Raw genomic sequence first — 26,760 nt, 5'->3', positions numbered from 1 at the left:
ACCCATGGCCGTGCGGGCGGCCCGGCAGGTCGCTGCAACATCCAGGCGATGATGGGGAGTTGGAAATGAAGACCTCATGGCGGACCGCCTCACTGGTGGCCACGGCCGCCTCGGTGCTGGCGCTGACGACGGCGTGCGGTCAGGGCAACAGCACCACCCCGGCGTCGGCGGCCCAGAACGTCGGGGCCACCGCGCCCGCGGGCAGCCCGACCACCGGTGCGGGCACCGGAACGGGCAACGGCTACGGTGCCGACGGCAACCAGGCCTCCAGCTCCCCGGCGCAGTCCGCCCCCGCGGGCAAGCTGACCGTGGCCGCCAACCCCGACCTGGGCAACGTACTGACCGACGGCTCCGGCCTCACCCTGTACCGGTTCGACCAGGACACCGCCGATCCGCCCAAGTCGAACTGCGCCGGCGACTGCGCCACCACCTGGCCGCCGGTGCCCGCCGACGACGCCAGCGCCGGCATCGACAAGGCGCTGATCGGCGAGGTCACCCGCGCCGACGGCACCAAGCAGCTCACCATCGGCGGCTGGCCCGCCTACCGCTACGCCAAGGACGTCAACGCCGGTGACGTCAACGGCCAGGGCGTGGGCGGCAAGTGGTTCGCGCTCGCCCCGAACGGCAAGAAGGCCTCCCTGGCCTCCCTGCCGGGCCTGTCCGTGCGCAAGGACCCCAAGCTCGGCGACATCGTCGTGGACAAGAACGGCAGGACGGTCTACCGCTTCCTGAAGGACAAGGCCTGGCCGAAGTCCGTCTCGAACTGCACCGGGGCCTGCCTGGAGAAGTGGCCGGCCGTCGGCATCGTCAAGCCCGAGGACACCAAGGGCGTCAAGAAGAAGGGCCTGATGGGCTTCATCCGTCCCGACGGCGTGAAGCAGATGACCGTCAACTGCTGGCCGATCTACACCTTCTCCGGCGACAAGGCCCCCGGGGACACCAACGGTCAGGGCGTCGGCGGCACCTGGTACGCCGTCTCGCCCGACGGCAAGCCGGTCGGCGCGCCGGGCAACTAGATCACCTCCCCAGGGTCGATCGCCCCGCCCGGCCCGGAGCGCCACCGCTGGTCCGCCCCCTCCGCACCGCACGGAGGGGGCGGACCTTTCCGCGCGTCCGAAGGGGCGCGCGGATGTGCGCGGCCGGCCCTCCGCGACGCCGCACTCGCAAGACGGGCAAACCCCGGCACACGCGACAGCGACTGCGCAGGCAGTGACCGGGAACGGACGGTCAATTTCCGGTTCGGGTCGCTCCTTTGCCGGGCGATCAGTAGCCTCTGCTCGAACACCGGATCGCCTGCCCCTGCCGTCTGCCTCTGGAGTGATACATGGAGCGCCCCGCCTGGGCCCCCCGCAGCATCGACATCTCGGTGCCGAGCGTCTCGCGGATCTACGACTACTACCTGGGCGGTTCGCACAACTTCGAGGTGGACCGGGAAGCGGCCCGCAAGGCGATGGAGTTCATGCCGGGCCTGCCGAAGATCATGCAGGCGAACCGGGCGTTCATGCGCCGCGCCGTGCGCTTCGCGGCCGGTGAGGGCATCACCCAGTACCTCGACATCGGCTCCGGCATCCCGACCTTCGGCAACGTCCACGAGGTGGCCCAGGCGGCCGTGCCGGGCGCACGCGTGGGCTACGTCGACCACGACCCGGTCGCCGTCGCGCACAGCCAGGCGGTACTCGCGGGCAACGACGCCGCGGACGTGGTCGCCGCGGACCTGCGCAAGCCCCAGGAGATCCTGTCCAGTCCCCAGGTGGAGCGGCTGATCGACCTGAACCGGCCGGTCGCGCTCCTCCTCGTTGCCATACTGCACTTCGTGGAAGACGCGGACGACCCCTACGCTGCGGTGGCCGGGCTGCGCGACGCGCTCGCGCCCGGCAGCCTGCTGATCCTCACCCATGCCTCGTACGAGGGAATCCCGGTGCCCGCCGAGCGGGCCGAGGGCGCGGTGGACGTATACAAGGACATTCGCAACCCGCTGATCATGCGCTCGCGCGACGAGATCGCGCGGTTCTTCGAGGGGTACGACATGGTGGAACCGGGACTGGTGCCGATGCCGCACTGGCGCCCCCAGGCGGCGCCGGAGGACGAGGACCCGTTCGCCTTCTCCGGATTCGCCGGCGTGGGGCGTACGGCGTGAGCGCCGAGCCGGACGGGCCGGAGGACAGACTGCGCCGGTTCACGACGATCTGGAGCCGCGCGGTCTACCCGGTGACCTCCACGTCGCTGACCCGGGCCGAGTTCGAGGAACAACTGCTGCCGCTCGCACGCCGGTTGAGCGAGCTGCTGCGCGCGCACGGCTTCGACGCCGACGGTGCGAAGACGGTCGGCGCCGCGCTGGTCGACGCGCACTGCACCGACCCCGAGGCGCTCGCCCGGACCCTGGACTGCGTCGACGCCTATCTGGTGCTGTACTGCGCCGAGGACGGCCCGCAGGACGAACCCCGCATGCGCTCCTCGCGGTTGCAGCACGCGATGGCCGCCGGGTACGCCGAGGCGCTGCGCCGGCGCACGCTCGCCGAGCAGGAGTCCATCGCCCAGGCCGCGTTGGAGGCGCAGGGCCTGGTCGCACAGGCACTGCACGCCAGCGAGGCCCGCTTCCGCGCGGTCTTCGAGGGCGCGGCCATAGGGATCGGCATCGCCGACCTCGACGGCAACGTCCTGCAGGTCAACAGGGCGCTGCTGCGCATGTTCGCGCTCTCCGAGCCCACCCTGCGCGGCCGCCGCGTCCAGGACTGGGTGCACCCCGAGGACGCGCCGCAGACCTGGAAGCTCTACGACGAACTCGTCCGCGGCGATCGCGAGCACTACCACCTCGAGAAGGCCTTCAACCGGCCCGACGGCACGGTCCTGTGGACCAACCTGACGGTCTCCCTGCTGCGGGACGCCGACGGCAGGCCGCAGTACCAGCTCGCGCTGATGGAGGACACCACCGAGCGCCGGCTGCTCAACCTCCGGCTGCGCTACGAGGCGACGCACGACGCGCTCACCGGCCTGCCCAACCGCACGCTGTTCTTCGAGCGCCTGGAGAAGGTGCTGAACGCGGGCGAGGGCCAGCGCTTCGGCCTGTGCTACCTCGACCTGGACGGCTTCAAGACCGTCAACGACAGCCTGGGGCACGCGGCCGGCGACCGGCTGCTGGTGGAGGTCGCCGACCGGCTGCAGTCCTGCGCGACCGCGCCCGGCGAGATGGTGGCCCGGCTCGGCGGCGACGAGTTCGTGGCCCTGACCACCGGCCCCGGCACGGCGCGCACCGTGGACGAGCTCGCCGAGCGCATCATGAACGCCCTGATCACCCCGATCAGCATCGACGGCCGGGACCTGATGGTGCGCGGCAGCCTCGGCATCGTCGAGGGCCCGGCCGGCGAGCGCACCGCCGCCGAGGTGCTGCGCAGTGCGGACATCACCATGTACCGGGCCAAGTCGGCTGGCGGCAACCGCTCCGAGCTCGCCGACCCCGAGGCCGACGCCCGCGCCATCACCCGCCACGGTCTGACCACGGCCCTCCCGACGGCCCTGGAACGCGGCGAGTTCTTCATCGAGTACCAGCCGCTCGTCCACCTCGGCGACGGCAGCGTGCGCGGCGCCGAGGCCCTGGTCCGCTGGCTGCACCCGCAGCACGGCGTGCTCGGCCCCGACCGCTTCATCCCGCTCGCCGAACACACCGGCCTCATCGTCCCGCTCGGCCGCTGGGTCCTGGAGGAGTCCATCCGGCAGGCCCGCGCCTGGCGAGAACGGCACGGCGAGGACGAGGCCGCCGGGCCGCTGCGCATCAACGTCAACCTGTCACCCTGCCAGCTCAGCCATCCGCGCCTGGTCCAGGACACCGTCGACATCCTGGAACGGGCCGGGGTGGCGCCGGAAGCCCTGTGCCTGGAGGTCACCGAGTCCGCGCTCATCGGCGCCGACGACGACCTGCTCAAACCCCTGCACCGGCTCGCCGAGATGGGCGTCGACATCGCCCTGGACGACTTCGGCACCGGCTACTCCAATCTCGCCAACCTGCGCCGCCTGCCGGTGCGCATCCTCAAACTGGACCGCTCCTTCACCCGGGGCATGCAGCAGTTCCCCGCCGACCCCGTCGACCTGAAGATCGTCGAGGGAATCGTGTCCCTGGCACACAGCCTGGACCTCGCGGTCACCGTCGAGGGTGTGGAGACCGGCGTCCAGGCGGAACAGCTTCGGATACTGGGCTGCGACACGGCCCAGGGCTGGTACTACGCGAGGCCGGGTCCACCCGAGCGCCTGCACGACCTGGCTCTGGTGGACGCGACGGGCTGAACGGGTCTCACGGCTGCGTGGTGGCGGTCTCCGACGGGGCCGGACGCGGCGGCGTCTGCGGTGTCGTCAGCTGGTCCGCCCAGGCGGTCGCGAGCACGGTCACGGCCGCCGTCACCGCGGCGACCAGTACCGTGCTGACCGGCGCGGCCAGGGAGGAGAGCCGGCGGAAGTTGCGGACGTGACCCCACAGCAGGTCCGCCCGGTGCACCAGGCGGACCTCCCAGTACAGCGCGAGCCCGAGCGCGAGCACCGCGGTCTGGGCGAGCAGCAGGAAGACGGTCAGCACCGCCTGGTCGAGCGGCAGCCGCAGCCGCGGCCACAGCAGCAGCAGTTGGACCGGGGCCATCGCGGCCAACAGCCGGCCCGCCTTGGCCACCGGCCCGCTGCCGCGGATCCACGGGTACAGGTAGCCGTAGACGAACCCGTGCGCCAGCCACACGCACGTCGTGCCGCCCGCGACGGTCACCACCTCCAGCAGGCCGCTGTAGCCGCGTCCCCGCCAGGACGGCCAGGCGGTCCACGGCAGCGTGAGCACCGCGGACGCGGCAGCGGCGGCAACCCCGTTCGACCAGGCCGGCCAGCCACCCGACCCGCCCAGCGCCACCGACCGCAGCCGGGCCGTCTCCCGGGCCGCGTCGGCCGCCGTCGGGCCGCGCAGGCTCCGCCAGGTCCGCTCCCACTCCTCGGGCCGCACACTGGCGTCCCCGAGGTTTCCCCGGGAGGCGGTGAGGAATCGGTGCCTGCCCTCGGCGTAGAGCAGGGACCGGGCGAGGGAGTGCGTCAGGCGCGTGTGCGCGGCGCCGGAGAGGGCGTGCAGCCGCTCGGCCCGGGCGCGGCGGCCCCGGGGGAGCAGGAGCCGGGTACCGCCCCAGGCGGCGAGCAGCGCACCCGCCGTGGTGGCGTGCGGGAGCTGGCTCTCGGGGTCGCCGACGACCGGGGCGGCGGCCGCGAGGAGCAGCAGGGCGGCACCCGAGGTCCGCGCGGAGGGCGCCCAGCGGCCCTGATTCCGGCCGCAGTTGCTCATATGGGCGATCAGGGCGACGGTGGCGGCCAGCCAGCACAGTTGCAGGGCCGGGGCCAGGACGCGGACTCCGAGCGTGACGTCGGTGCCCGGTGTCTCGCCGACGAGACCGATGAGCACGGCGGGGAAGGGGCCGCCGCCGTGGGGCGTGCCGTCGGGAGGCGTCGCCCACCACGGCAGCAGGACCGTGATCAGCAGGGGCACCAGGCCGATGAGCGTGCCCCGCGGCAGCCGGGCGACGGGGCGGACGAGCCGGCGCAGGAGCAGCAGGAGCAGACCGGCCCAGGGTACGAGCAGCAGGTACGTCAGGGGACCGGAGCCCAGGACGGCGCCGGGGGAGTACAGCAGGGCCGGGTCGTAAGGCCGCTCCGTGTCGAGGAGGAGCGACGCCGGCAGGGACTGCAGGCACACCGCCGCCGCGGCCGTCGCCCCGGTGACGACGGCCGCCGGGCCGGCCCAGCGGCGCAGCGGACTCCCGGCCGGCCACAGCCGGAGCGCGAGACCGACCAGCGCCGCGACCGCCGACGCGGCCGCCAGGCAGGCCAGTCCGGGCCGCAGCCACCGGCCGCCGCCCATCACCACGGTTGTCACCGGAAGGGCCGCCGCCGGCAGGGCCAGCAGCAGTGGCGGCCTCAGCGCCGGCGCGCCCGGCCGCCGCGGACCGTACAGCGCGTACGCGATGAGCAGGGGAAGGGTGAACAGGCCCAGGGCGAGGAGAGCTCCCTGCAGCAGCATCTCCCCGGCCAGGCCCACGTAGAACACGGCGGTGCTGTCGTACTGGCGGGCCACGTGCAACCAGGAGGCGCCGTCCCACACACCGGTGGAGAAGAACCACAACGGCAGGGCCAGCACCGTGCCGGCCAGCGGCAGGAAGGTGAGGCCGGCGGCCCACAGCAGCGCACGCCGTCGGGCGGGGCCCGTGGACGCCCGGGCACTGGCGTACAGGGCGGCGAGTGCCGTCGTGAGCAGGGCCGCCGCTGTGATCAGGGCCTTGCCGTCCGCCGGCCGGGCTCCGGAGGAATCGGCACCCGGCGGAACCAGGTACACGGGCTGTGCGCTGCCGGAGAGGAGCACGGCGGCGTGCGCGGCGGTGATGTCCCGGAACGTGACCGAGTGGTCGGTCTGCACGTCCGGGCGTCCCACCAACCGTAAGTACCAGCCGGCGGGCGTGCGCAGACTCCAGGACCAGGAACCGGCCGGCCAGGCCACCTTGTGGCCCTCGGCGTCCGTCAACGGGCCACTCAGGGAAAGCGTGAGGAGCACGTCCGCCGCCGGTCTGCTGCGGGCATCGGTGTGCTCGGCGCTGACCGTCACCCAGGGGCTGCCGGGCCGCTGGGTCAGCGTGCACCACGAAGGGTGCCCGTCGCCGGACCCGCCGAAGAGCCTGGAGTTGCGGCTCGTCTCGAAGCCGCCGGGCAGCATGTCGACCACCGATCCGATTCCTGGGGGGGGGGGGTACTTCCGCAGATGCTCGGTGAGCGGGTCCGAGGCCCGCAACCGCAGCCGGTAGACGGTGCTGAACTCCCAGCGACCGGCGCGTCCACGCCGGATCTGCACGGCGATCTCCCCACTGCTGCCCTTGCCGGGCCGGACGTCGGGGGCGAGGTCGTCCGCCCTCTCGACCAGCCGGGACGCCATTTTTTCCTGTTTGTCCGTGAGTCGCATGTACGCCCGGTCCTGCGTCACCAGTCCGTCGGCCCACTGCGCACATGCCCCCACCAGGCACACCACGGCAGCCCCGACGGCCAGCAGCGCACCCAGCATCCGGACGCGCCGGACGACCACCACCCCAACCCCCGGCACCGGCTTCCCCCTCCCATGCCCGCCGCGCCACTGTAGAGCCGACCGGCCTCCGCGGGAGGCGACTTCAGCGTTCCAGGAGCATCCGCTGAAGTTCCCGCGCAGCCCTCGGCGGAGCCACGTCGCTGCGGTGCGCGAGCGCGATCGTCCGGTGCAACCCGGGACGGGCGAGCGGCGTCACCCTGAGCCCCAGCCCGGCCCGCGTGGCCACCATCCGCGGTACCACGGCCACGCCCAGCCCGGCCCGCACGAACCCCAGCACCGCGTCCATCTCGCCCCCCTCGACGGCGAACTCCGGCTCGAACCCGGCGGAGCGACACGCCGCCACGGTCAGCTCCCGCAGGTCGTAGCCGTGCCGGAACATCACCAGCCGCGCGCCCTCCAGATCGGCGATGTCCACCGTCCGGCCACCCCGGCCGGGGGCCGGCGCCTCGGGCGAGGAGACCACCACCAGCTCCTCCCGCAGCAGCTCCACCGTCGACAGCGCGGGCGCCGGCGTGGGCAGCGGCAGGACGATCAGCGCGAGATCGAGGGCGCCGCGCGCCAGCTCCCGCACCAGGTCGTGCGAGCCGCCCTCCTCGATCAGCAGCTGGATACCGGGATAGCGGTCGTGGAAGGCCCGCAGCACGTCCGGCAGCAGGCCCGTGCACAGACTCGGCGTCGCCCCCAGCCGCACCCGGCCCCGCCGCAGCTGCACCAGCTCCTGGACCTCGTACCGGGCCGTGTCCGCGTCGGCCAGGATCCGCCGGGCCAGCGGCAGCAGCGCCTCGCCGGCGTCGGTGAGCGTGATGTTGCCCCGCGCGCGCAGGAACAGGTCGGCGCCCAGCTCCCGCTCCAGTGTCCTGATCTGCTGCGACAGCGACGGCTGGGCGACATGCACCAGCTCGGCGGCGCGGGTGAAGTGCCGGGTCTCGGCGACGGCGACGAAGTACTGGAGCTGCTGGAACTGCATACGGCAATGATAGCCAGCGGCTATGGAAACGAGCTGGACCATGTCTTGGACCGATCGGCTCCTCCGCCCCTAGCGTGCTGTTCCATGGCTCTGGCAACGCGGACGGACCGACGGCCGTCCATGGCGCGCACGATGTGGGACTCCTCCGTCGGCAAGAAGACCGTGATGGCCGTCAGTGGCCTGATCATGCTGCTGTACCTGGTGGCGCACATGATCGGGAACCTGAAGATCTACTTCGGGGCGGGCGAGTTCAACCACTACGCCCACTGGCTGCGCACCGTCGGCGAACCCTTCATGCACTACGAATGGACGCTCTGGCTCATCCGGATCGTCCTCGTCGTCGCCGTGGCCGCCCACGCCACCTCCGCGTACCAGCTCAGCCGCCGCGACATCAGGGCGCGGCCCAGCAAGTACGTGCACTCAAGGCCCCGGGCGAACTACGCCACCCGCACCATGCGCTGGGGCGGCGTCATCCTCGGCCTGTTCATCGTCTGGCACATCCTGGACCTGACCACCGGCACCGTGCACTCCGGCGGCTTCCAGGCGGGCCACCCGTACCAGAACGTGGTCGACACCTTCTCCACCTGGTACGGCGACGTCATCTACATCGTCGCGATGCTCGCGCTCGGCCTGCACATCCGGCACGGCTTCTGGAGCGCCGCACAGACCCTCGGCGTCGGCAGCCGCGCCCGCGACCGCGCCCTGAAGACCGTCGCCAACGTCCTCGCGCTGCTGCTCACGGCCGGTTTCATCGCCGTACCCGTGGGCGTCATGACCGGAGTGGTGAGCTGACATGACCGAATACGTGAACTACGCGACGGGCGAGCCGGTCACCGACTCCAAGGCCCCGTCCGGCCCGATCCACGAGCGCTGGGACAAGCGCCGCTTCGAGGCCAAGCTGGTCAACCCCGCCAACCGGCGCAAGCACACGGTCATCGTGGTCGGCACCGGCCTGGCCGGCGGCTCCGCCGGTGCCACCCTCGCCGAACAGGGCTACCACGTCGTCCAGTTCTGCTACCAGGACTCCCCGCGCCGCGCCCACTCCATCGCCGCGCAAGGGGGCATCAACGCGGCGAAGAACTACCGCAACGACGGCGACTCGATCCACCGGCTGTTCTACGACACCGTCAAGGGCGGAGACTTCCGGGCGCGCGAGTCCAACGTCCACCGGCTCGCGCAGATCTCGGTCGAGATCATCGACCAGTGTGTCGCCCAGGGCGTGCCCTTCGCCCGCGAGTACGGCGGTCTGCTCGACACCCGGTCCTTCGGCGGTGTCCAGGTCTCCCGCACCTTCTACGCCCGCGGCCAGACGGGCCAGCAGCTGCTGCTGGGCGCGTACCAGGCCCTCAGCAGGCAGATCGCCGCAGGCAACGTGGAGATGCACCCGCGCACCGAGATGCTGGACCTGATCGTCGTGGACGGCAGGGCGCGGGGCATCGTCGCCCGCGACCTGATCACCGGGAAGATCGACACGTACTTCGCGGACGCCGTCGTACTCGCCAGCGGCGGTTACGGCAACGTCTTCTACCTGTCGACCAACGCCATGAACTCCAACGCGACCGCGATCTGGCGGGCGCACCGGCGCGGCGCGTACTTCGCGAACCCCTGCTTCACGCAGATCCACCCGACCTGCATCCCGCGCACCGGCGACCACCAGTCCAAGCTGACGCTGATGAGCGAGTCGCTGCGCAACGACGGCCGGATCTGGGTGCCGAAGGCCAAGGGCGACAGCCGCCCGCCGAACCGGATCCCCGAGGACGAGCGCGACTACTACCTGGAACGCATCTACCCGTCCTTCGGCAACCTGGTCCCGCGGGACATCGCCTCCCGCGCCGCGAAGAACGTCTGCGACGAGGGCAGGGGAGTGGGCCCCGCCGGGCAGGGCGTCTACCTGGACTTCGCCGACGCCATCCGGCGGATGGGGCGCAAGGCGGTCGAGGCCAAGTACGGCAACCTCTTCGACATGTACCAGCGGATCACCGACGAGGATCCGTACGAGGTGCCGATGCGGATCTACCCGGCCGTGCACTACACCATGGGCGGCCTGTGGGTCGACTACGACCTCCAGACCACCGTCCCCGGCCTCTTCGCGATCGGCGAGGCCAACTTCTCCGACCACGGCGCCAACCGGCTCGGAGCCTCCGCGCTGATGCAGGGCCTGGCCGACGGCTACTTCGTGCTGCCCGCCACCATCAACGACTACCTGGCCCGCAATCCCCACCAGGATCCCGTCACCGCCGAACACCCCGTGGTGCAGGAGGTGTTGGCCGAGACCGAGGACCGGCTCAACCTGCTCCTGTCCGTCGACGGCGACCGCACCCCCGACTCCTTCCACCGTGAAGTCGGCGAGCTGATGTGGGAGTTCTGCGGCATGGCCCGCACCGACGCCGGGCTGCGCAAGGCCCTGGAGCGCATCCCGCAGATCCGCGAGGAGTTCTGGCGGCGCATCAAGGTGCCCGGCACCGGCGAGGAGTTCAACCAGTCGCTGGAGAAGGCCAACCGGATCGTCGACTACCTGGAGCTCGCCGAGCTGATGTGCCTCGACGCGCTGCACCGCGCCGAGTCCTGCGGCGGCCACTTCCGCGAGGAGTCCCAGACCCCCGACGGCGAGGCCGCCCGCAGGGACGACGAGTTCGGCTACGCGGCGGCCTGGGAGTTCACCGGCAGCGGTGCGGCACCCGTCCTGCACAAGGAAGACCTGGTCTTCGAGTACGTCCATCCCACCCAGCGGAGCTACGCATGAAGCTCACCCTGCGCGTCTGGCGCCAGAAGAACGCCGACGCCGACGGAGCGATGTCCACATACGAGGTGGACGGCATCTCTTCCGACATGTCGTTCCTGGAGATGCTGGACGTCCTCAACGAACAGCTCATCCTGTCCGGGCAGGAGCCCGTCGCCTTCGACCACGACTGCCGCGAGGGCATCTGCGGCGCGTGTTCCCTCGTGATCAACGGCGAGGCGCACGGGCCGGAGCGGACCACCACCTGCCAGCTGCACATGCGGTCCTTCGAGGACGGCGACACGATCGACATCGAACCGTGGCGCGCGGCGGCCTTCCCGGTGATCAGGGATCTCGTCGTGGACCGTTCGGCCTTCGACCGGATCATCCAGGCCGGCGGTTACATCACCGCGCCGACCGGATCCGCGCCGGAGGCGCACGCCACGCCGGTGCCCAAGGCCGACGCCGACTTCTCCTTCGAGCACGCGGAGTGCATCGGCTGCGGGGCGTGCGTGGCCGCGTGCCCCAACGGGGCGGCGATGCTGTTCACCTCCGCCAAGGTCAACCACCTCAATGTGCTGCCCCAGGGGGCGCCCGAGCGGGAGACGCGGGTGCTGGACATGGTGGCGCAGATGGACGCGGAGGGGTTCGGCGGGTGCACGCTCACCGGCGAGTGCGCGACCGCCTGCCCGAAGGGCATTCCGCTGGTGTCGATCACCAGCATGAACAAGGAGTGGCTGAGGGCCACCCGCAAGGTGGGGAAGAGGTAGGGACCCCGGCGTTCAGCATTCCCACATCCGCTCTCCTGGCGCCGGTCACGTGCAGGCCAACCGGCATCGGAAGAACAGGAGCGGCGGGCCGTGCCTCACCGGCCCGCCGACCCTGTCGCCGAACCGGCCCGTGACCAGGAGTGAGCCATGACCGGCGTTTCCACCCTCGACCGCCCCCCACAGCCCGCGGCACCGACCCGCTACACCGTCGCCCTCGCCCGCAACGAGGACGAGGTGCGGGCCGCCCAGCAGCTGCGGCACGACGTCTTCGCCGGTGAGATGGGAGCCCTGCTGGCCACGCCGCAGCCGGGACTCGACGTCGACGCCTTCGACGCCTACTGCGACCACCTGCTCGTCCGGGACACCGTGACCGGGCAGGTCGTCGGCACCTACCGGCTGCTGCCGCCGGAGCGGGCCGCGGTCGCCGGGCGGCACTACTCGGAGGGTGAGTTCGAGCTGTCCGCCCTCGACCCGATCCGTCCCGGGCTGGTCGAGGTCGGCCGCTCCTGTGTGCACCCCGACCACCGCGACGGCGCCGTCATCGGTCTGATCTGGGCCGGCATAGCCCGTTACATGGTCGACCGCGGGCACGAGTGGCTGGCGGGCTGCTGCTCGGTGCCGCTCGCCGACGGCGGCACGCTGGCGACGGCCACCTGGGAGCGGGTGCGCGCCAAGCACCTGGCACCCGAGGAGTTCCGGGTACGGCCGCTGCTGCCGTGGACCCCGAACGCCGGGGTCCCGGCCGGGCACAGCGAGCTGCCCGCTCTGCTGCGCGGCTACCTCCGCCTCGGTGCGTGGGTGTGCGGCGAGCCCGCGCACGACCCGGACTTCGGGGTCGCCGACCTGTACGTGCTGCTGCCGATGCGCCGGGTGAACGCGCGCTATCTGCGGCACTTCCTCTCCCTCGTGCCGGCCTGATGAGCGTCTGGCTGCCCAGCGCGCCCTGCACCCCGGGCGCCTGTGTGGAGCCGGCCCCGGCCGCCGCAGCCCTGCCCCGGGCCGTGCTGCGGCTGGCCGCGGTCGCGGTCCTGGTGCTGGCCGGGATCGCGCTGTCCCCGCTCGGCGGGAGGGTCCCCGCCGAGTGGGTCAGGCGGTGGTGCCGGGCGATCGTGCGGGCCATCGGCGTCCGGGTGCGGTTCACCGGTGCCGCCGCACCGGCGGGCGGGCTGCTGCTGGTCGCCAACCACGTCTCGTGGCTGGACATCCCGCTGCTGACCGCCGTACGGCCCGCCCGGATGCTCGCCAAGACCGAGATCCGGCAGTGGCCGGTGGCGGGCGCGCTGGCCGCACGCGGCGGGGTCCTGTTCATCGAGCGGGACCGGATCCGCGCCCTGCCCGAGACGGTCGCCCGGATCGCCGAGGCGCTGCGGGCGGGCGCGGCGGTGGCCGCGTTCCCCGAGGGCAGCACCTGGTGCGGGCGCGCCCACGGCCGCTTCCACCGGGCCGTCTTCCAGGCCGCGCTCGACGCGGGCGTGCCCGTGCAGCCGGTGCGGCTGCGCTACACACAGGAGGGCGGCACGACCGGCACCGTCGCCGCGTTCGTCGGCGAGGACACCCTGCTCGCCTCCCTGTGGCGGGTGGCCCGTACCCGTGGCTTGATCGCCGAAGTGGAGGTACGACCGCTGATCGCACCGGACGCCCACCCCGACCGCCGTGCGCTCGCCACAGTGGCCCAGCCGGTCGCCGCCGAGCCTGCCTGGACCCACGCCGCCCTGGTGGCGGACGCCGGGCAGGGGCGCCCCGCAGGGGCGCGGGGAACCGCGCGACCGGCCACCACGGTGCCGCGGTAGAGCGACGTCAAGCCGGCACTCACCCGTGTCAGGGCATCACCCGAGCCAGATAAGGCGCCGTGACACTCCCCGCCGCCCGCGCCACGCGCTCCGGCGGCCCCGACGCCACGATCCGCCCGCCCCGGTCACCCCCGCCGGGGCCCAGGTCGATCACCCAGTCGGCGCCCGAGACGACCGTCATGTCGTGCTCGACCACCACGACCGTGTGCCCGGCGTCGACCAGCCCGTGCAGCCGGTCCATCAGCACCTCCACGTCGGCCGGGTGCAGCCCGGTCGTGGGCTCGTCCAGCAGGTAGAGCGTGTGGCCGCGGCGGCCCCGCTGCAGCTCGCTCGCCAGCTTGATGCGCTGGGCCTCGCCGCCGGACAGCTCGGTCGCCGGCTGGCCGAGCCGCAGGTAGCCGAGGCCCACGTCGAGCAGCGTGCCGAGGCTGCGGACGGCGGCCGGGACGTCCGCGAAGAACTCCGCGGCCCCCTCCACGGTCAGGTCCAGCACCTCCGCGATGTTCCGTCCCCGGTACGTCACCTCCCGCGTCTCGGGGTTGTAGCGGGCGCCACCGCACTCGGGGCAGGGCGCGTAGGTGCTCGGCAGGAAGAGCAGCTCGACGCTGACGAAACCCTCGCCCTGGCACGTCTCGCAGCGCCCGGCCGCCACGTTGAACGAGAAGCGGCCGACGCCGTACCCGCGGGTCCGCGCCTCCTCCGTCTCGGCGAACACCTTGCGCACGACGTCGAACAGACCGGTGTAGGTGGCCAGGTTGGAGCGCGGGGTGCGGCCGATCGGCTTCTGGTCGACCCGGACCAGCCGGTCCACGCCCTCCAGGTCCTGCGTCAACTCGCCGATCAGCGTGGACTTTCCGGACCCGGAGACCCCGGTGACGGCGGTGAAGGCGCCGAGCGGGAACTCGGCCGTCACGCCGCGCAGGTTGTGCCGGGTCACCGGACCCACCTTCAACCAGCCGCGCGCCGGGCGGACTTCACGCGGCGGCCCCGGCGCCTCGTCGAAGAGGAAGGCGGCCGTCGCCGACTCCTCGACCGACGCCAGTTCGGCCGGCGGCCCGCTGTACAGCACGCGCCCGCCGTGCTCGCCCGCGCCGGGGCCCACGTCCACCAGCCAGTCGGCGCCGCGCACCACCTCCAGGTGGTGCTCCACCACGAACACCGAGTTGCCCGCGGCCTTCAGCCGCGCCAGCACGGTCAGCAGGGCCTCGGTGTCCGCCGGGTGCAGCCCGGCGGACGGCTCGTCCAGCACGTACACCACGCCGAACAGCCCGGAGCGCAACTGCGTGGCCAGTCGCAGCCGTTGCAGCTCGCCCGCCGACAGGGTGGGGGTGGAGCGGTCGAGGCTGAGGTAGCCGAGGCCGAGCTCGACCACCGGTGCGATCCGGGATGTGAGGTCCCGGGTGAGGACCCGGGCGGTCTCGGTGCCGCCCTCGCCGCTGTCCTCGAGCAGCGCGGCGAGGTCGGTCAGCGGCAGCGCGGCCAGTTCGGCGATGGTCCGGCCGCCGAAGGTCACCGCAAGCGCCTCGGGCCGCAGCCGGCTGCCACCGCAGACAGGGCAGGGCGCACTGGTCAGGAAGCGTTCCGCCTTCGCCCGCAGGGAGGCGGACCTGGTGTCCGAGAAGGTCTTCAGCACATAGCGCCGGGCGCTCATGTACGTGCCCTGGTACGGCCGTTGGATGCGGTCGGCCTCCCGCACCGGATGGACGGTGACGACCGGCTGCTCCTCCGTGAACAGGATCCACTCCCGTTCCCGTGCGGGCAGCTCGCGCCAGGGCCGGTCCACGTCGTGGCCGAGCGTGTCGAGGATGTCCCGCAGGTTCTTGCCCTGCCAGGCGCCGGGCCAGGCGGCGATGGCTCCCTCGCGGATGGACAGCGAGGGATCCGGCACCAGCAACTCCTCGGTGGTGCGGTGCACCCGCCCGAGGCCCTGGCACTCCGGGCAGGCACCGGCCGCCGTGTTCGGCGAGAACGCGTCGGAATCGAGCCGCTGCGCGCCCGGCGGGCGGTCCCCGGCGCGCGAGAACAGCATGCGCAGGGAGTTGGAGAGGTTGGTGACCGTGCCCACCGAGGAGCGCGAGGTGGGCGCCGAGCGGCGCTGCTGCAGCGAGACCGCGGGCGGCAGCCCGGTGATCTCGCCGACCTTGGGCGCCCCGACCTGGTGGATCAGCCGGCGCGCGTACGGCGCGACCGACTCGAAGTACCGCCGCTGCGCCTCGGCGTAGATCGTGCCGAACGCCAGGGACGACTTCCCCGAGCCGGACACGCCGGTGAACACGGCCAGTACGTCCCGCGGGATGTCCACGTCGACGCCCCTGAGGTTGTGCTCACGGGCTCCGCGTACGCGGATGCAGGGGTCCTGCGGGTCGTGGGGGCTGTGCATGAGGGGCAACTCTATCCGCCCCCGTGCGCTACGACTGCGGCGGGTTGTCCCGGTTCGGGCGGGTGCCGAACTCGTCCCTCAGCTTGTCCTGTCCGGTGTCGACCTGCGAGCGGTACTTGTCGCCGGTGCGCTGGTCGACGTAGTCGCCGCCCTTGTCGATGCCCTTGTCGGCCATGCTTTCATGGCCCTTGAGCATGCCCTTGATCTTGTCCATGAAGGACATGGCAGCCCTCCTCGTCGCTTGAGGCTTCCCTTCCCAGGGTCACCGGCCCCGGCCGGGTTCGCATCCCGAGCCCTTCAGCGGGCCCCGAACAGTGCGGCGAGCCGCCGGTAGGAGTCCAGCAGGGCCGTACGGTCGTAACTGCTGGTGGTGATCAGGACCTCGTCCGCGCCGGTCTCCCTGAGCACCGTCTCCAGTTCGTGGGCGACCTGTTCCCCGGTGCCGGCGAGGTGACCGGCGAGTGAGGCCTCGTAGAAGCCGCGCTCCTTGACCGTCATCGGGCGGGCCTCGGTCTCCTCGGCCGGCGCGAGGGGCGGGAAGGTGCCGTGGGTCCGCGCGTACGCCATCGCCCAGGCCTCCGGGACCAGCAGCCGCCGCGCCTGTGCCTCGGTGCCGGCGACCGCGACCGTGCCGGAGATCACGACGTACGGCTCGGACGCCCACGGGGACGGGCGGAACAGGGAGCGGTACTCCTCGATGCCGCGCAGCATCTTCTCGCGGCCGCGCAGGTCGCCGATCACCATCGGCAGTCCGGCACGCGCCGCGATCCGCGCGCCCTCGCCCATGGCCAGCACGAACGGCGGCACCCGCAGCCCTTCCGCCGGGCGTGCCCGCACCCCGGCCGGCGAACCGCCCTCGAACCAGCCCAGCAACTCGCCGAGCTGTCCCGCGAAGTCCTCGGCGACCTCCTTGTCCCTGCCGAGGGCCTTGCGCACCCCGTCGGTGAAGCCGACGGAACGCCCGAGCCCCATGTCGATCCGGCCGGGGAACAGGGACTCCAGGACACCGAACTGCTCGGCGACGACGAGCGGTTGGTGGTTGGGCAGCATCACGCCGCCGGTGCCGACCCGGATCGTACGGGTGGCCGAGGCGACCGCGGCGGCGAGCACGGTCGGCGCGGAACCGGCGACGCCCGGCACGCCGTGGTGCTCGGACACCCAGAAGCGGTGATAGCCGAGCGCCTCCGCCTCCCTCGCCAGCGCCACGGTGTCCCGCAGGGCCTCGGCGGGCGGGCGGCCCGCGCGGGTGCGGGAACGGTCGAGGACGGAGAACCGGGTCCGGGCGATCACTGTGCTGCTCACGCAGGGTTCAACGCCGTGGGACGCAGGGGATTCCCCGGGGCGTTGCCATGAGTCCCGGGTCCCTGGCTAGGGTGGGCCCGTGACCGACAGCAACGGGCTTCCGCTCGCCGTGTTCGACCTCGACAACACCCTGGCCGACACCGCCCACCGGCAGCACTTCCTGGAGGGCCGGCCGCGGAACTGGGGCGCGTTCTTCGCCGCCGCGCCCGAGGACGCGCCGCTCGCCGAAGGGGTGGCGCTCGCGGCGGACAGCGCCCGGGAGTGCGAGGTCGTCTATCTCACGGGCCGTCCCGAGCGCTACCGCCCGGACACCCTGGAGTGGCTCGCGCGGCACGGGCTGCCCGAGGGGCGGGTGTACATGCGGAGCAACGCCGACCGCAGACCGGCCCGGTTCACCAAGCTGGAGATCCTGCGCCGGCTCGCGCGGGACCGGGAGGTCCGGGTCCTCGTGGACGACGACGAGCTGGTGTGCGACGACGCCGAACGCGCCGGGTTCACCGTGGTGCGGGCCCGCTGGGCGGCCAAGTCCGCCGCGCTGGAGGAGGCGCAGGAACGCGAAGGGCGTACCTGACGGCTCAGTCGCCGTCCTCGATGCGGAAGCCCACCTTCAGGCCCACCTGGTAGTGCTCGATCCGCCCGTTCTCGATCTGGCCGCGGACCTGTGTCACCTCGAACCAGTCCAGGTTGCGCAGGGTCTGGTCGGCGCGCGCGATGCCGTTGCGGATGGCCTGGTCGACGCCCTCGTGCGAAGTGCCGACGATCTCGGTGACCCGGTAGGTGTGGTTCGTCATGCGGGTGCTCCTCTCGTGTCACGCCGTACTCCACGGTGCCGCATCCGCGCCCGGACCGCACGGCGGTCGGATGCCTACCGTGAGTAGCCCTTGACCCTTCGCGTTGGTCCATACCAAAATCCAGCACACCCGTACGAGCCTCGCCGCTCGTCCCCCCACGTCGGGTTCCCTCTCCCTGTCCGCACCGCCCTGCCAGACAGAACAGGACCCCTCGTGAGACGTCGTCTGCTCGCCCTCGTGTGTGTCACCGGTTCCCTCGTCAGCGCCTGCGGGATGCTCCCCGGGGAGCACGGGCGCAAGACCGTCACCGTGTGGCTGATGAAGGACAGTGCCTCCGACGCGTTCCTGCGGCGCTTCACCGCCGACTTCGAACGCACCCACAAGGACCTGCGCCTCGACATCCGCATCCAGGAATGGACGGGCATCGTCGACAAGGTCCGCACGGCGCTCAGGAGCGACGCCGGTGACGGGCCCGACGTCATCGAGGTCGGCAACACCCAGGTGCCGCTGTACGCGGACGGCGGCAAACTCGCCGACCTCACCCTGGAGTCGATGCGCGACTGGGGCCAGGACAGGTGGCTGCCCGGCCTCGCCGAACCCGGCAAGGACGGCAACCAGCAGTACGGAATCCCCTGGTACGCGGCCAACCGCGTCGTCGTCTACCGCAAGGACCTGTTCGAGGCGGCCGGTATCACCCGCCCCCCGAGGACCCGCGAGGAGTGGCTCGCCGACACCGAGAGGCTCAACTCCGGCGGCAACCAGGGCATCTACCTCGCCGGACAGGACTGGTACACCCTCTCCGGCTTCATCTGGGACGAGGGCGGCGACCTCGCCCGGGAACGGGACTACAGGTGGAAGGGCACCCTCGACACTCCGGCCGCGCTGCGCGGCATGGACTTCTACCGGCGGCTGCAGGCGCTGGGCCGGGGCCCGGTGGGCGCGGACGAGGAACATCCGCCCCAGGCCGGGGTGTTCGCCGGCGGCAAGGTGGCGCAGATCGTCGCCGTACCGGGGCTCGCCCAGTCGATCGTGCAGCGGAACCCGGACCTGAAGGGCAAGCTGGGGTTCTTCCCGGTGCCCGGGAGGACCGCCGGGCGCCCCGGCACCGTGTTCACCGGCGGCTCCGACCTCGTCGTCGCGGGCAACACCAAGGACCAGTTCGCCGCGACCGCCGTCGTCGGGGCGCTCACCGGCGCCAAGTGGGACACCGAACTCGCCCGCACCATGAACTACGTGCCCAACAAGACCACACTGGCGAGCGCCGTCGCGGGCGAGGAAGGGGTCGCCGCCATGGCCGCGGGCGCGGCACACGGCCGGGCGACCCCCAGCACCCCTCAGTGGGCCGACGTCGAGGCCGACAACCCGATCAAGGAGTACATGACCCGGGTGCTGACGGGCGCGGACCCGGCGACGGAGGCCCGCCGGGCCTCCGCCAGGATCACCCGGGCGCTCACCCCGGACGTCTGACTCACCCCGCCACGCTCAGCGACAGCGCGAACCGCCCCTGCGTGTCCGTCCACCAGTGGGTCAACTCCAGCCCCGCGGCGGCCAGTTCGCCGGTCACGCCCGCTTTACGGAACTTCGCCGACACCTCGGTGCGCAGCTCCTCGCCCGCCGCGAAGTCCACGGCGAGGTCCAGCGCGGGCACCTTCACGGTCTGCGCGGTACGGGAGCGCAGCCGCATCTCGATCCACTCGTGCTCGGCGTCCCACAGCGCCACGTGGTCGAAGGCGTCCGGGTCGAAGTCGGCGCCCAGCTCGCGGTCGACGACGGCCAGCACGTTCTTGTTGAAGGCGGCCGTCACCCCGGCCGCGTCGTCGTACGCCCGGACCAGCACCCGCTCGTCCTTGACCAGGTCCGTGCCGAGCAGCAGCCCGTCACCCGGTGCGAGCAGGGAGCGTACGGAGGCCAGGAAGCCGGCGCGTTCGGCGGGCAGCAGATTGCCGATCGTGCCGCCGAGGAAGGCCACCAGCCGGGGCCCGGGAGTCGCGGGCAGGGCCAGCGGGGCGGTGAAGTCGGCGATCAGCGCGTGCACCTCGAGGTCCGGGCGTTCCCCGACGAGCGCCTTGCCGGCCTGGGTGAGGGCGCTCTCGCTGACGTCGACCGGGACGTACGCCGCCGGCGCGAGCGCGTCGAGGAGATGGCGCGTCTTCTCCGAGGAGCCCGAGCCGAGTTCGATCAGCGTGCGGGCACCGCTGGCCGCGGCGATCTCACCGGACCGGGTGGCGAGGATCTCCCGCTCGGCGCGGGTGGGGTAGTACTCGGGCAGTGCGGTGATCTGCTCGAACAGCTCGCTGCCCCGGGCGTCGTAGAACCACTTGGGCGGCAGCCACTTGGGGTGGACGGTGAGGCCGTGCCGGACGTCGGCGCGCAGCGCGGCGTCCGTCGCGTCCTCGGGGAGGGTGCGGGTGACATGCAAGGGGCTCACGTACAGGGCTCCTTCGATGGTGCGGACGCCGGATCCTCCAGCGGTGCGAGCAGCACACCGGCGCGGCTCGCGGTGAGCACGGTGCGGTCGGGGACCTCCTGCCAGAGCGGGTCGTCGTCGTGGGGCTCGGAGGCGACGACCGTGCTCCGGCCGGGCTCCGTGCGGTACCAGAGGGTGTCGCCCCAGGTGGTGGCGGCGATCGTCGCGCCGTCCGTCAGCAGGAGGTTGAGCCGGGAGGCGGGGGCCGCCCCGGCCAGCCGGCGAACGGTCTCACCGAGCGCCTGGTCCGGCTCGTCGCCACTCCTGAGCCGGTGCAGGACCAGCGCCCAGACGAACGCCGAGTCGGTGCGGGCCTGCAGCGACAGCAGGTCGACCGGGGGCAGGGCGGACACCAGCGGGGCCGCCGCGTCGGGCCAGCCCGCGACGGCGCCGTTGTGGCTGAACAGCCACCGGCCCGACGCGAAGGGCGCCGCGGCGGCCTCGGCGTCGGCGCCCGCGAGCGTCGCGTCCCGCACGGCGGCCAGGACGGCGCCGGAGCGCACCACCCGGGCCAGGTCGGCGAAGGACAGGTCCGCCCAGATCGGCCCCGCCCTCCGGTAGCGCGCCGGGACCGGATCGTCCGGGGCGTACCAGCCGACGCCGAAACCATCGGCGTTGACCGTTCCGTACCGCTGCCGCCGGGGCGCCCACGACTGGCGCAGCAGACTGTGCTCGGGCTCCACCAGGATCCGGCCGAGCGGTACCTCGGGCCCCACGTAGGCCAGGTGACGGCACATCAGACGCCCTCCGAGCGGGCCGTGCGGAACCCGGAGAAGATCTGCCGCCGGACCGGGTAGTCCCAGTTGCGGAAGGTGCCCCGGCAGGCCACCGGGTCCACGGCGAACGAACCGCCGCGCAGCACCTTGTGGTCGGACCCGAAGAACACCTCCGAGTACTCCTTGTACGGGAAGGCCGCAAAGCCCGGGTACGGCAGGAAGTCGCTCGCCGTCCACTCCCACACGTCGCCGATCAACTGCCGTACGCCGAGCGGGGACTCACCGGCGGGGTAGCTGCCCGCCGGGGCGGGGCCGAGGTGCCGCTGGCCCAGGTTGGCGTGTTCCGGCGCCGGGTCCGCGTCACCCCACGGGTAGCGCCTCGAGCGGCCCGTGGCCGGGTCGTGGCGGGCGGCCTTCTCCCACTCCGGCTCGGTGGGCAGCCGGCGCCCGGCCCAGCGGGCGTAGGCGTCGGCCTCGTACCAGCACACATGCAGGACCGGCTCGTTCGGCGGGACCGCCTCGGTGACCCCGAAACGGCGCCGCAGCCAGCGCTCGCCGTCCCGGCGCCAGAACAGCGGAGCCGTGACCGAGTGCTGCTTGATGTGCGTCCAGCCCTCCGGGGTCCACCAGCGTTCGGTGTCATAGCCACCGTCCTCGATGAACGCCTGGTACGCCGCGTTCGTCACCGGCGTGGTGTCGATCCAGAACGGCGCCACCTCCCGGGTGTGCGCCGGGCGTTCGTTGTCCAGCGCCCACGGCTCGGCCGAGGTGCCCATGGTGAACGGGCCGCCGGGGACGAGGACCTCGGCCGGACCGGTGAACAGCGGGGCCGGCTGCGGATCCGGGGCGGTCAGGGCCGGTGGGCCCTTCCTGAGCTGATGGGTGATCAGCATCGTCTCGTCGTGCTGCTGTTCGTGCTGGGCGATCATCCCGAAGGCGAACCCGGCCTCGGTCAGCCGGGTGCCGTGGAAGTCCGCCTTCTCCAGCAGGTCCATGACGCGGCCGCGCACCTCGCCCGCGTAGTGGCGGGCCTCGGCCGGTGTCAGCAGCGGCAGCGAGGGCCGCTCGGCCCGCGGGTGCTCGAAGGCGTCGTACAGGTTGTCGATCTCGGGCCGCATGGCGTCCCGGCCGCCGACCGCCCGGAGCAGCCACAGCTCCTCCTGGTTGCCGATGTGCGCGAGGTCCCACACCAGCGGGGACATCAGCGGCGAGTGCTGGGCGGTGAGGTCCGGGTCCTCGACGCGGCTCGTCAGCAGCGTGGTGCGGTCACGGGCGGTGGTCAGCGAGGCCAGCGCGCGCTCGCGCAGCGCCTCGGCGTCCGCGTCTGTCGTCGCGGTGTCGGTCTCGGGGGCGGTCATGTGCGGATGTCCTTCCTCCCGTGGGCGGTGGGGGTGCCCCCGGTGCGGCCGGGCGGCGACGGGAGCAGGCCGCTGCCCTCCAGCCGGTCCAGCAGGTCGTGGGCCGGGCAACGGCCCCGGGCGACATAGCGGTCCCGGTACGCGGCCACCGCGCCGATCACCTCGGCGGTGGCGCCGAGCCGGGGCAGGGCCTCCAGCGCCGCCGCGAAACACAGGTCGGCGGCCTCGCGCAGTTCCGGGTCGGCGAGCCCGCGCCGGGCCGCGTCGGTCCACAGCGGATTGTGCGGCGCGGGCAGGTTCAGGGCCCGCTCCGCCAGGGGTTTCACGCTCCGGTACGCCGTTTCGGCGGCCTCCGGATCGTCGAACAGCGCGGCCGTCACCGCGAGCGGCACGATCCAGCCGTCGTCGCCGGGCTGCGCGTCGATCATCCGCAGTTCCAGATGACCGCGCGGCCGGACCGGCGGGAACAGCGTGGTCAGGTGATAGTCGAGATCGGCCCGGCTGGGCGGCCGGGGCGACCGGGAACGGGTCCACTCCCGGAAGGTGAGTCCCTCGGGCACGTCCCACGGCCCGCTGTCCCGGCGTACGCACATCACGGGCGCGTCCAGCACATGCCGGGCCCAGGCGGCCCGTGGGTCGCCGTCCAGCGGGGGAGCGCCCGCGTGGCCGGCGCCGATCTCCATCCACAGCAGCTGCCGGGTGGACAACCACCCCGTCGGCTCGCTGCCGAGCAGTGGGGAGTTGGCGAACGCGGCCACCAGCACCGCCCCCAGCTGATGGGCCAGCCACCAGCGCCGCTCGTGTCCGAGCGGGCCGGGTTCCTCATGGCCGGCGTCGATGCAGACCTGCACGGAGGCGGAGGTGCACATCATGTGACGGCCCGCCGGGCCGGTGCGGTCCAGGCAGGTCTCCATCGCGTCGTAGCGCGGCTCGTGCAGGAACCTGCGGGGGGTGTGCCAGGGGTCGTGTCCGATGCCGACCAGACCGAGACCCTGCTGGGCGAGTACGGTGCGGACGATGTCCAGGTCGGCGGAGACGGTGCCGATGCACTCCATCAGGGAGGCGGCGGGCGGCGAGCTCAGCTCCAGCTGGCCGCCGGGTTCCACGGTGAGCGGCGACCGCAGGGGCACGGCCCGCAGTGCGGCGTACACCGCTTCGAGTCGTTCGGGTGTCACGGGGAGCTGCGGCATGCGCAGCTCGTGTATCAGCCACTCCAGCTCGACACCCAGCGCGCGGGGTGGCCCGGTCTTGAAGCAGATGCCCCGGACCAGGGCCTCGACCTCGGCTTCGGTGACGGCGGTGCGGTGGTCCGTACAGTCACCACCGTCACTACGTGAATCGGACATGTCGGGATCCTCCTGAGATTCCACCATGCCACCGGCCCGGTTCGAGCGTAGGGGCGGGCCGGCGCGCGTTCCACCCAAGACCCTCGAGCCGATTCGCACAAGGGTGCCCCAGCGGACGTCCCGGATCGGTCATCTCCGTTTCCGTATGCGTTTCCAGGCTGTTCCGGCGGTCCGGGGGCGGGAAACTCCGTTGCACCGCATCACCAGCATCACCCAGGATGCGTGCATGAGCACGACGGGGGAGACCGCGCGGGCCGCGGTCACGGCGTCCACGGGGGTGGCGCCGTGAGCGCGCGCCTGCGCGGGATCGCCGCGGAGACGGAGCAGATCGTGGCGGCGGGCCGGTACCGCGCGCCGGACGGCCGGGAGGTGTCCCTCGCGGCGGCGATCGAGGCCGCGCGGAGTGGAACACGGATGTTCGGTCCGGAACCGGTTTCCGTACCGGAACCGCTTCCGGTGCGGCAGACGGCCACCGTTTTCGAGGTCACCGGGGAGAGCAGTCTTGAGGCCGCCCGCCGGCTGGCCGGTGCTCCGGTCGCCGTCCTGAACTTCGCGTCCGCCCGGAACCCCGGCGGTGGATACCTCAACGGCGCCCAGGCCCAGGAGGAGGCCCTGTGCCGCGCGTCCGCGCTGCACACCTGCCTGCTGGCGGCCCGCTCCTTCTACGACCACCACCGCGCCCACCGCGACCCGTTCTACACGGACCGGGTGATCCACTCACCGGCCGTCCCCGTCTTCCGTGACGACCGGGGCCGGACGCTGGCCGAGCCGTACCTCGCCGGCTTCCTGACCGCGGCCGCCCCCAACGCGGGCGTCGTACGGCGGACGGAACCGCAGCGCGCCGGCGCGCTGCCGGGCGCCCTCGCGATCCGCGCCGAGCGGGTGCTGGAGACGGCCGCCGCCCACGACTACCGCCGGCTGGTGCTCGGCGCCTGGGGCTGCGGGGTGTTCCAGAACGACCCGGCGCAGGTCGCCGGCGCCTTCCGGGGGCTGCTCGGCACCGGCGGCAGGTTCGCCCGCACCTTCGAGCACGTGGTGTTCGGGGTGCTCGACCGGACTCCGGGCACGGTGGTCCGGGAGGCGTTCGCACAGGCGTTCCCGAGGGCGCGGGCGGGCGCTGCGTACGCCGGTCAGGTCCAGCCGTAGCGCTCGTGCAGCCGCTGCCGGACGAGGCTGAACCGCATCCGGTCCAGCGCGCACGCCTCGCGGCGCATGCCCTCCTCGTGCAGCCGCAGCACACGGTCCACGTCCACCCACGAGTCCCGGCCCGACCGGTCCCACGGTCCGCTGCCGATCGCGACCCACTCCCGGTCGCCGTCGTGCCGCTTGCTGGACAGCTGTACGGCGAGGAAGGCGCCGGCCGCCTCCCGGGCCACGACCAGCACCGGGCGGTCCTTGCCCCGGCCGTCGTTCTCCTCGAACGGCACCCAGGTCCACACGATCTCGCCGGGGTCCGGGTCGCCGTCGTGGGCCGGGGAGTACTCGGTGCGCACCCGGCCGACCTCGCGCGGGTCGGCCTCGGCGGTCGCGTGGGGGCCGTACCGGCCGGGGACGTTCTCATCGGTAAACGTGGTCACGCAGGCACCCTAGTGGGCCGCGCCACCGGCACAACCGGCGCCCACCCCCCATGCGTTGGGCCGACCGGCCGTGACGGAGCGTCGCCGGTGACGTGGTGGCCGTCAGGCGTCCGGGGCGTCGCCGGCGGCGGCTGGCCAGAGGGGGGCCGGCGCTGGCCGCCGAGGCGGTGGTCCGTGCGGCCGGTCAGGCGTCGGGGCCCGGGCCGATCCGCATGCCCGGACGGCGCTGATGCACGGTCACATAGACCAGCCCCGCCGCACCGGCCGTGATGCTGCGCGGCGCGCCGTGCGGCAGCCAGACCAGGGAGCCCTCGGTGAGCGGCTGGGGCTCGTCGGCGGGACCCGCGCCGAGCACGCCGCACCCCGCCACGACCAGGAGCATCACATCCAGCTGTTGCTCGGTGTGGGCCGTGATCCGGCCGCCCGCCGCGAGCCGCACCACGTTGGCGTCGAGCTGTCGTCCGCTCTCGGCCAGCTTCCACAGCACTCCGCCCGGCACCGGCGGGGCCTCGGCCAGGGCCCGGGTGTCGCACAGCACGCGCGGATCCGCCGCCGTGGGGCCGTTCGGCCCGGTGCCGATCGCGGACCGCGACGTCATCTGGTGATCCCCTCGACTCTTCCGTATCCCGGACGTCTCCGGCCATCCCTGGATACCGGTACCGACTGCTCGCCCCCTGCCCCACTCTACAATTAATCCATGTAGGGTTCGTAAAAAATACGCGCAGGTGGGGGAGGAGGTCCGGAGATGGCCACACGCGACAGCCCGCGCCGCCGAGAAGTGCTGGACGTACTGCGCGCCGCACCCGCGCCGCTCGGCGTCGCGGAGACGGCCGAGCGGATGGGCGTCCACCCCAACACGGTGCGCTTCCACCTGGACGCCCTGATGGCCGAGGGTCTGGTCGAGCGCCGGGCGGAGTCCGCCCCCGGACCCGGCCGGCCGCGCACCGTCTACACCGCACGTCCCGGCATGGACCGCGGCGGCACGCGTGACTACCGGCTCCTCGCGCGCATCCTGCTCAGCCGGTGGGCGTCCGCCGATCCGGCGACGGCGCGGGCGGAGGCGATGGAGACGGGCCGGGCGTGGGGTGGATTCCTCGTGGAGCCGCCGGCACCGTTCGAAGAGCCGACGGCCGGCCGCTCGGTGGCCGCACTCCTCGCGCTGCTGGACGAGCTGGGCTTCGCACCACGGCCGGAAGGAGCGGACGGGACCGGCGGGCCGCCCCGGCGGATCCGGCTGCGGCACTGCCCCTTCCTGGAACTCGCCGAGGAGCACGGGAAGGTGGTGTGCCCGCTCCACCTGGGGCTGATGCAGGGCGCGTTGGCCCGGCTCGACGCGCCGCTGACGGCAACCGGCCTGGAGCCCTTCGCGGAACCCGGCTCGTGCGTGGCCCACTTGGCCGGGACCACCGCCGACCCGGCCCCCGCCCCCGCGGCCCCCGCTCACTGAACCCCACCGCCGAACCCCACCCGCCGCACCCGGCGGAGAAAGGCCC

The 26,760-nt window shown here is 72.9% G+C and carries 24 protein-coding genes; 12 read left to right on the top strand and 12 right to left on the bottom strand.

Features of this window, described 5'->3' with window-relative positions:
- The first annotated feature begins 65 nt into the window (after window positions 1–65).
- From ACZ7HQ_RS14375 to ACZ7HQ_RS14365, 3 genes are all read left to right on the top strand, one after another.
- Window positions 66–1,016, top strand: a complete 951-nt coding sequence (locus ACZ7HQ_RS14375; RefSeq protein ID WP_470988639.1) for an SCO0930 family lipoprotein — start codon at window positions 66–68, stop codon at window positions 1,014–1,016.
- Between the two features lie 308 nt (window positions 1,017–1,324).
- Window positions 1,325–2,137, top strand: a complete 813-nt coding sequence (locus ACZ7HQ_RS14370; protein ID WP_470988636.1) for an SAM-dependent methyltransferase — start codon at window positions 1,325–1,327, stop codon at window positions 2,135–2,137.
- Window positions 2,134–4,278, top strand: coding sequence for a putative bifunctional diguanylate cyclase/phosphodiesterase (locus ACZ7HQ_RS14365; RefSeq protein WP_470988633.1), 2,145 nt, complete (start codon window positions 2,134–2,136; stop codon window positions 4,276–4,278). Before ACZ7HQ_RS14370 ends, ACZ7HQ_RS14365 begins: the two co-directional genes overlap by 4 nt.
- Window positions 4,279–4,285: 7 nt before the next feature.
- Here ACZ7HQ_RS14365 and ACZ7HQ_RS14360 read toward each other — a convergent pair whose 3' ends face one another.
- Both ACZ7HQ_RS14360 and ACZ7HQ_RS14355 read right to left on the bottom strand, forming a co-directional pair.
- Window positions 4,286–7,102: a hypothetical protein gene (locus ACZ7HQ_RS14360; RefSeq protein ID WP_470988630.1), complete on the bottom strand. Its 2,817-nt coding sequence runs from the start codon at window positions 7,100–7,102 to the stop codon at window positions 4,286–4,288.
- A 64-nt stretch (window positions 7,103–7,166) separates the two neighbouring features.
- Window positions 7,167–8,051, bottom strand: a complete 885-nt coding sequence (locus ACZ7HQ_RS14355; protein WP_470988627.1) for a LysR family transcriptional regulator — start codon at window positions 8,049–8,051, stop codon at window positions 7,167–7,169.
- Between the two features lie 120 nt (window positions 8,052–8,171).
- Between ACZ7HQ_RS14355 and ACZ7HQ_RS14350 the strand changes: the two genes are divergently transcribed.
- From ACZ7HQ_RS14350 to ACZ7HQ_RS14330, 5 genes are all read left to right on the top strand, one after another.
- Window positions 8,172–8,843, top strand: coding sequence for a succinate dehydrogenase (locus tag ACZ7HQ_RS14350; RefSeq protein ID WP_470989005.1), 672 nt, complete (start codon window positions 8,172–8,174; stop codon window positions 8,841–8,843).
- Window position 8,844: 1 nt separating this feature from the next.
- Window positions 8,845–10,794, top strand: a complete 1,950-nt coding sequence (locus ACZ7HQ_RS14345; RefSeq protein ID WP_470988622.1) for a fumarate reductase/succinate dehydrogenase flavoprotein subunit — start codon at window positions 8,845–8,847, stop codon at window positions 10,792–10,794.
- Window positions 10,791–11,540 (top strand): succinate dehydrogenase/fumarate reductase iron-sulfur subunit, encoded by a 750-nt coding sequence (locus ACZ7HQ_RS14340; RefSeq protein ID WP_470988620.1) that lies wholly within the window; start codon window positions 10,791–10,793, stop codon window positions 11,538–11,540. Before ACZ7HQ_RS14345 ends, ACZ7HQ_RS14340 begins: the two co-directional genes overlap by 4 nt.
- Before the next feature lie 147 nt (window positions 11,541–11,687).
- Window positions 11,688–12,458 carry a GNAT family N-acetyltransferase gene (locus ACZ7HQ_RS14335; RefSeq protein ID WP_470988617.1) on the top strand — a complete coding sequence of 257 codons (771 nt, stop codon included), beginning with the start codon at window positions 11,688–11,690 and terminating at the stop codon, window positions 12,456–12,458.
- Window positions 12,458–13,330, top strand: coding sequence for a lysophospholipid acyltransferase family protein (locus ACZ7HQ_RS14330; protein ID WP_470988614.1), 873 nt, complete (start codon window positions 12,458–12,460; stop codon window positions 13,328–13,330). Before ACZ7HQ_RS14335 ends, ACZ7HQ_RS14330 begins: the two co-directional genes overlap by 1 nt.
- Before the next feature lie 28 nt (window positions 13,331–13,358).
- On the opposite strand, the gene ACZ7HQ_RS14325 is transcribed toward ACZ7HQ_RS14330, so the two are convergent.
- The 3 genes from ACZ7HQ_RS14325 to ACZ7HQ_RS14315 all read right to left on the bottom strand — a co-directional run bounded on the left by ACZ7HQ_RS14325 (window position 13,359) and on the right by ACZ7HQ_RS14315 (window position 17,012).
- Window positions 13,359–15,710, bottom strand: a complete 2,352-nt coding sequence (locus ACZ7HQ_RS14325) for an ATP-binding cassette domain-containing protein (protein WP_470988611.1) — start codon at window positions 15,708–15,710, stop codon at window positions 13,359–13,361.
- A gap of 28 nt (window positions 15,711–15,738) precedes the next feature.
- The gene (locus ACZ7HQ_RS14320) at window positions 15,739–15,933 is read right to left on the bottom strand and encodes an antitoxin (protein ID WP_470988606.1); all 195 of its coding nucleotides are present in this window, start codon (window positions 15,931–15,933) and stop codon (window positions 15,739–15,741) included.
- A 74-nt stretch (window positions 15,934–16,007) separates the two neighbouring features.
- Window positions 16,008–17,012: an LLM class flavin-dependent oxidoreductase gene (locus ACZ7HQ_RS14315; RefSeq protein ID WP_470988603.1), complete on the bottom strand. Its 1,005-nt coding sequence runs from the start codon at window positions 17,010–17,012 to the stop codon at window positions 16,008–16,010.
- Window positions 17,013–17,091: 79 nt separating this feature from the next.
- On the opposite strand from ACZ7HQ_RS14315, the gene ACZ7HQ_RS14310 reads away from it, so the two are divergent.
- Complete coding sequence (locus ACZ7HQ_RS14310) at window positions 17,092–17,583, top strand: phosphatase domain-containing protein (RefSeq protein WP_470988600.1); 492 nt, start codon at window positions 17,092–17,094, stop codon at window positions 17,581–17,583.
- A gap of 4 nt (window positions 17,584–17,587) precedes the next feature.
- Here the strand turns inward: ACZ7HQ_RS14310 and ACZ7HQ_RS14305 are convergent, their stop codons facing one another.
- Entirely contained in the window at window positions 17,588–17,803 is a 216-nt protein-coding gene (locus ACZ7HQ_RS14305) for a dodecin (RefSeq protein ID WP_470988597.1), read from the bottom strand.
- Window positions 17,804–18,016: 213 nt separating this feature from the next.
- Here ACZ7HQ_RS14305 and ACZ7HQ_RS14300 point away from each other — a divergent pair, with 213 nt between their 5' ends.
- Window positions 18,017–19,270 (top strand): extracellular solute-binding protein, encoded by a 1,254-nt coding sequence (locus tag ACZ7HQ_RS14300; RefSeq protein WP_470988595.1) that lies wholly within the window; start codon window positions 18,017–18,019, stop codon window positions 19,268–19,270.
- Between the two features lies 1 nt (window position 19,271).
- On the opposite strand, the gene egtD is transcribed toward ACZ7HQ_RS14300, so the two are convergent.
- From egtD to egtA, 4 genes are read right to left on the bottom strand one after another with little or no spacing between them, the layout of a single operon-like run.
- Window positions 19,272–20,231 (bottom strand): L-histidine N(alpha)-methyltransferase, encoded by a 960-nt coding sequence (egtD, locus tag ACZ7HQ_RS14295; RefSeq protein ID WP_470988593.1) that lies wholly within the window; start codon window positions 20,229–20,231, stop codon window positions 19,272–19,274.
- Window positions 20,228–21,007 carry an ergothioneine biosynthesis protein EgtC gene (gene egtC / locus ACZ7HQ_RS14290; RefSeq protein WP_470988590.1) on the bottom strand — a complete coding sequence of 260 codons (780 nt, stop codon included), beginning with the start codon at window positions 21,005–21,007 and terminating at the stop codon, window positions 20,228–20,230. The genes egtD and egtC overlap by 4 nt, the downstream gene beginning before the upstream one ends.
- A complete protein-coding gene (egtB, locus tag ACZ7HQ_RS14285) occupies window positions 21,007–22,344 on the bottom strand; it encodes an ergothioneine biosynthesis protein EgtB (RefSeq protein ID WP_470988588.1) in 1,338 nt (445 codons plus the stop codon). The genes egtC and egtB overlap by 1 nt, the downstream gene beginning before the upstream one ends.
- A complete protein-coding gene (egtA, locus tag ACZ7HQ_RS14280) occupies window positions 22,341–23,690 on the bottom strand; it encodes an ergothioneine biosynthesis glutamate--cysteine ligase EgtA (RefSeq protein WP_470988585.1) in 1,350 nt (449 codons plus the stop codon). Before egtA ends, egtB begins: the two co-directional genes overlap by 4 nt.
- Window positions 23,691–23,975: 285 nt before the next feature.
- Here egtA and ACZ7HQ_RS14275 point away from each other — a divergent pair, with 285 nt between their 5' ends.
- On the top strand, window positions 23,976–24,836 hold the full coding sequence (locus ACZ7HQ_RS14275; RefSeq protein ID WP_470988582.1) for a TIGR02452 family protein: 861 nt from the start codon (window positions 23,976–23,978) through the stop codon (window positions 24,834–24,836).
- Here ACZ7HQ_RS14275 and ACZ7HQ_RS14270 read toward each other — a convergent pair.
- Both ACZ7HQ_RS14270 and ACZ7HQ_RS14265 read right to left on the bottom strand, forming a co-directional pair.
- Entirely contained in the window at window positions 24,821–25,267 is a 447-nt protein-coding gene (locus ACZ7HQ_RS14270; protein ID WP_470988579.1) for a type II toxin-antitoxin system PemK/MazF family toxin, read from the bottom strand. The genes ACZ7HQ_RS14275 and ACZ7HQ_RS14270 overlap by 16 nt on opposite strands.
- 184 nt (window positions 25,268–25,451) lie before the next feature.
- Window positions 25,452–25,865, bottom strand: coding sequence for a cupin domain-containing protein (locus ACZ7HQ_RS14265; RefSeq protein ID WP_470988576.1), 414 nt, complete (start codon window positions 25,863–25,865; stop codon window positions 25,452–25,454).
- 147 nt (window positions 25,866–26,012) lie between these two features.
- On the opposite strand from ACZ7HQ_RS14265, the gene ACZ7HQ_RS14260 reads away from it, so the two are divergent.
- Window positions 26,013–26,714, top strand: coding sequence for a helix-turn-helix transcriptional regulator (locus ACZ7HQ_RS14260; protein WP_470988573.1), 702 nt, complete (start codon window positions 26,013–26,015; stop codon window positions 26,712–26,714).
- Window positions 26,715–26,760 lie beyond the last annotated feature (46 nt).

The sequence above is a fragment of the Streptomyces sp. NPDC037290 genome (assembly GCF_055603245.1).
The sequence above is the reverse complement of the archived record's forward strand: the minus strand, read 5'-3'. Positions and strand labels throughout refer to the sequence as shown.

What these genes read in the sequence shown, in the direction of transcription:
- ACZ7HQ_RS14375 (WP_470988639.1), top strand. Translation starts at nt 66, where the DNA reads ATGAAGACCTCATGGCGGACCGCCTCACTGGTGGCCACGGCCGCCTCG.
- ACZ7HQ_RS14370 (WP_470988636.1), top strand. Translation starts at nt 1,325, where the DNA reads ATGGAGCGCCCCGCCTGGGCCCCCCGCAGCATCGACATCTCGGTGCCG.
- ACZ7HQ_RS14355 (WP_470988627.1), bottom strand. Translation starts at nt 8,051, where the DNA reads ATGCAGTTCCAGCAGCTCCAGTACTTCGTCGCCGTCGCCGAGACCCGG.
- ACZ7HQ_RS14350 (WP_470989005.1), top strand. Translation starts at nt 8,172, where the DNA reads ATGGCGCGCACGATGTGGGACTCCTCCGTCGGCAAGAAGACCGTGATG.
- ACZ7HQ_RS14345 (WP_470988622.1), top strand. Translation starts at nt 8,845, where the DNA reads ATGACCGAATACGTGAACTACGCGACGGGCGAGCCGGTCACCGACTCC.
- ACZ7HQ_RS14340 (WP_470988620.1), top strand. Translation starts at nt 10,791, where the DNA reads ATGAAGCTCACCCTGCGCGTCTGGCGCCAGAAGAACGCCGACGCCGAC.
- ACZ7HQ_RS14335 (WP_470988617.1), top strand. Translation starts at nt 11,688, where the DNA reads ATGACCGGCGTTTCCACCCTCGACCGCCCCCCACAGCCCGCGGCACCG.
- ACZ7HQ_RS14330 (WP_470988614.1), top strand. Translation starts at nt 12,458, where the DNA reads ATGAGCGTCTGGCTGCCCAGCGCGCCCTGCACCCCGGGCGCCTGTGTG.
- ACZ7HQ_RS14325 (WP_470988611.1), bottom strand. Translation starts at nt 15,710, where the DNA reads ATGCACAGCCCCCACGACCCGCAGGACCCCTGCATCCGCGTACGCGGA.
- ACZ7HQ_RS14320 (WP_470988606.1), bottom strand. Translation starts at nt 15,933, where the DNA reads ATGTCCTTCATGGACAAGATCAAGGGCATGCTCAAGGGCCATGAAAGC.
- ACZ7HQ_RS14305 (WP_470988597.1), bottom strand. Translation starts at nt 17,803, where the DNA reads ATGACGAACCACACCTACCGGGTCACCGAGATCGTCGGCACTTCGCAC.
- egtC (WP_470988590.1), bottom strand. Translation starts at nt 21,007, where the DNA reads ATGTGCCGTCACCTGGCCTACGTGGGGCCCGAGGTACCGCTCGGCCGG.
- egtB (WP_470988588.1), bottom strand. Translation starts at nt 22,344, where the DNA reads ATGACCGCCCCCGAGACCGACACCGCGACGACAGACGCGGACGCCGAG.
- egtA (WP_470988585.1), bottom strand. Translation starts at nt 23,690, where the DNA reads ATGTCCGATTCACGTAGTGACGGTGGTGACTGTACGGACCACCGCACC.
- ACZ7HQ_RS14265 (WP_470988576.1), bottom strand. Translation starts at nt 25,865, where the DNA reads ATGACGTCGCGGTCCGCGATCGGCACCGGGCCGAACGGCCCCACGGCG.
- ACZ7HQ_RS14260 (WP_470988573.1), top strand. Translation starts at nt 26,013, where the DNA reads ATGGCCACACGCGACAGCCCGCGCCGCCGAGAAGTGCTGGACGTACTG.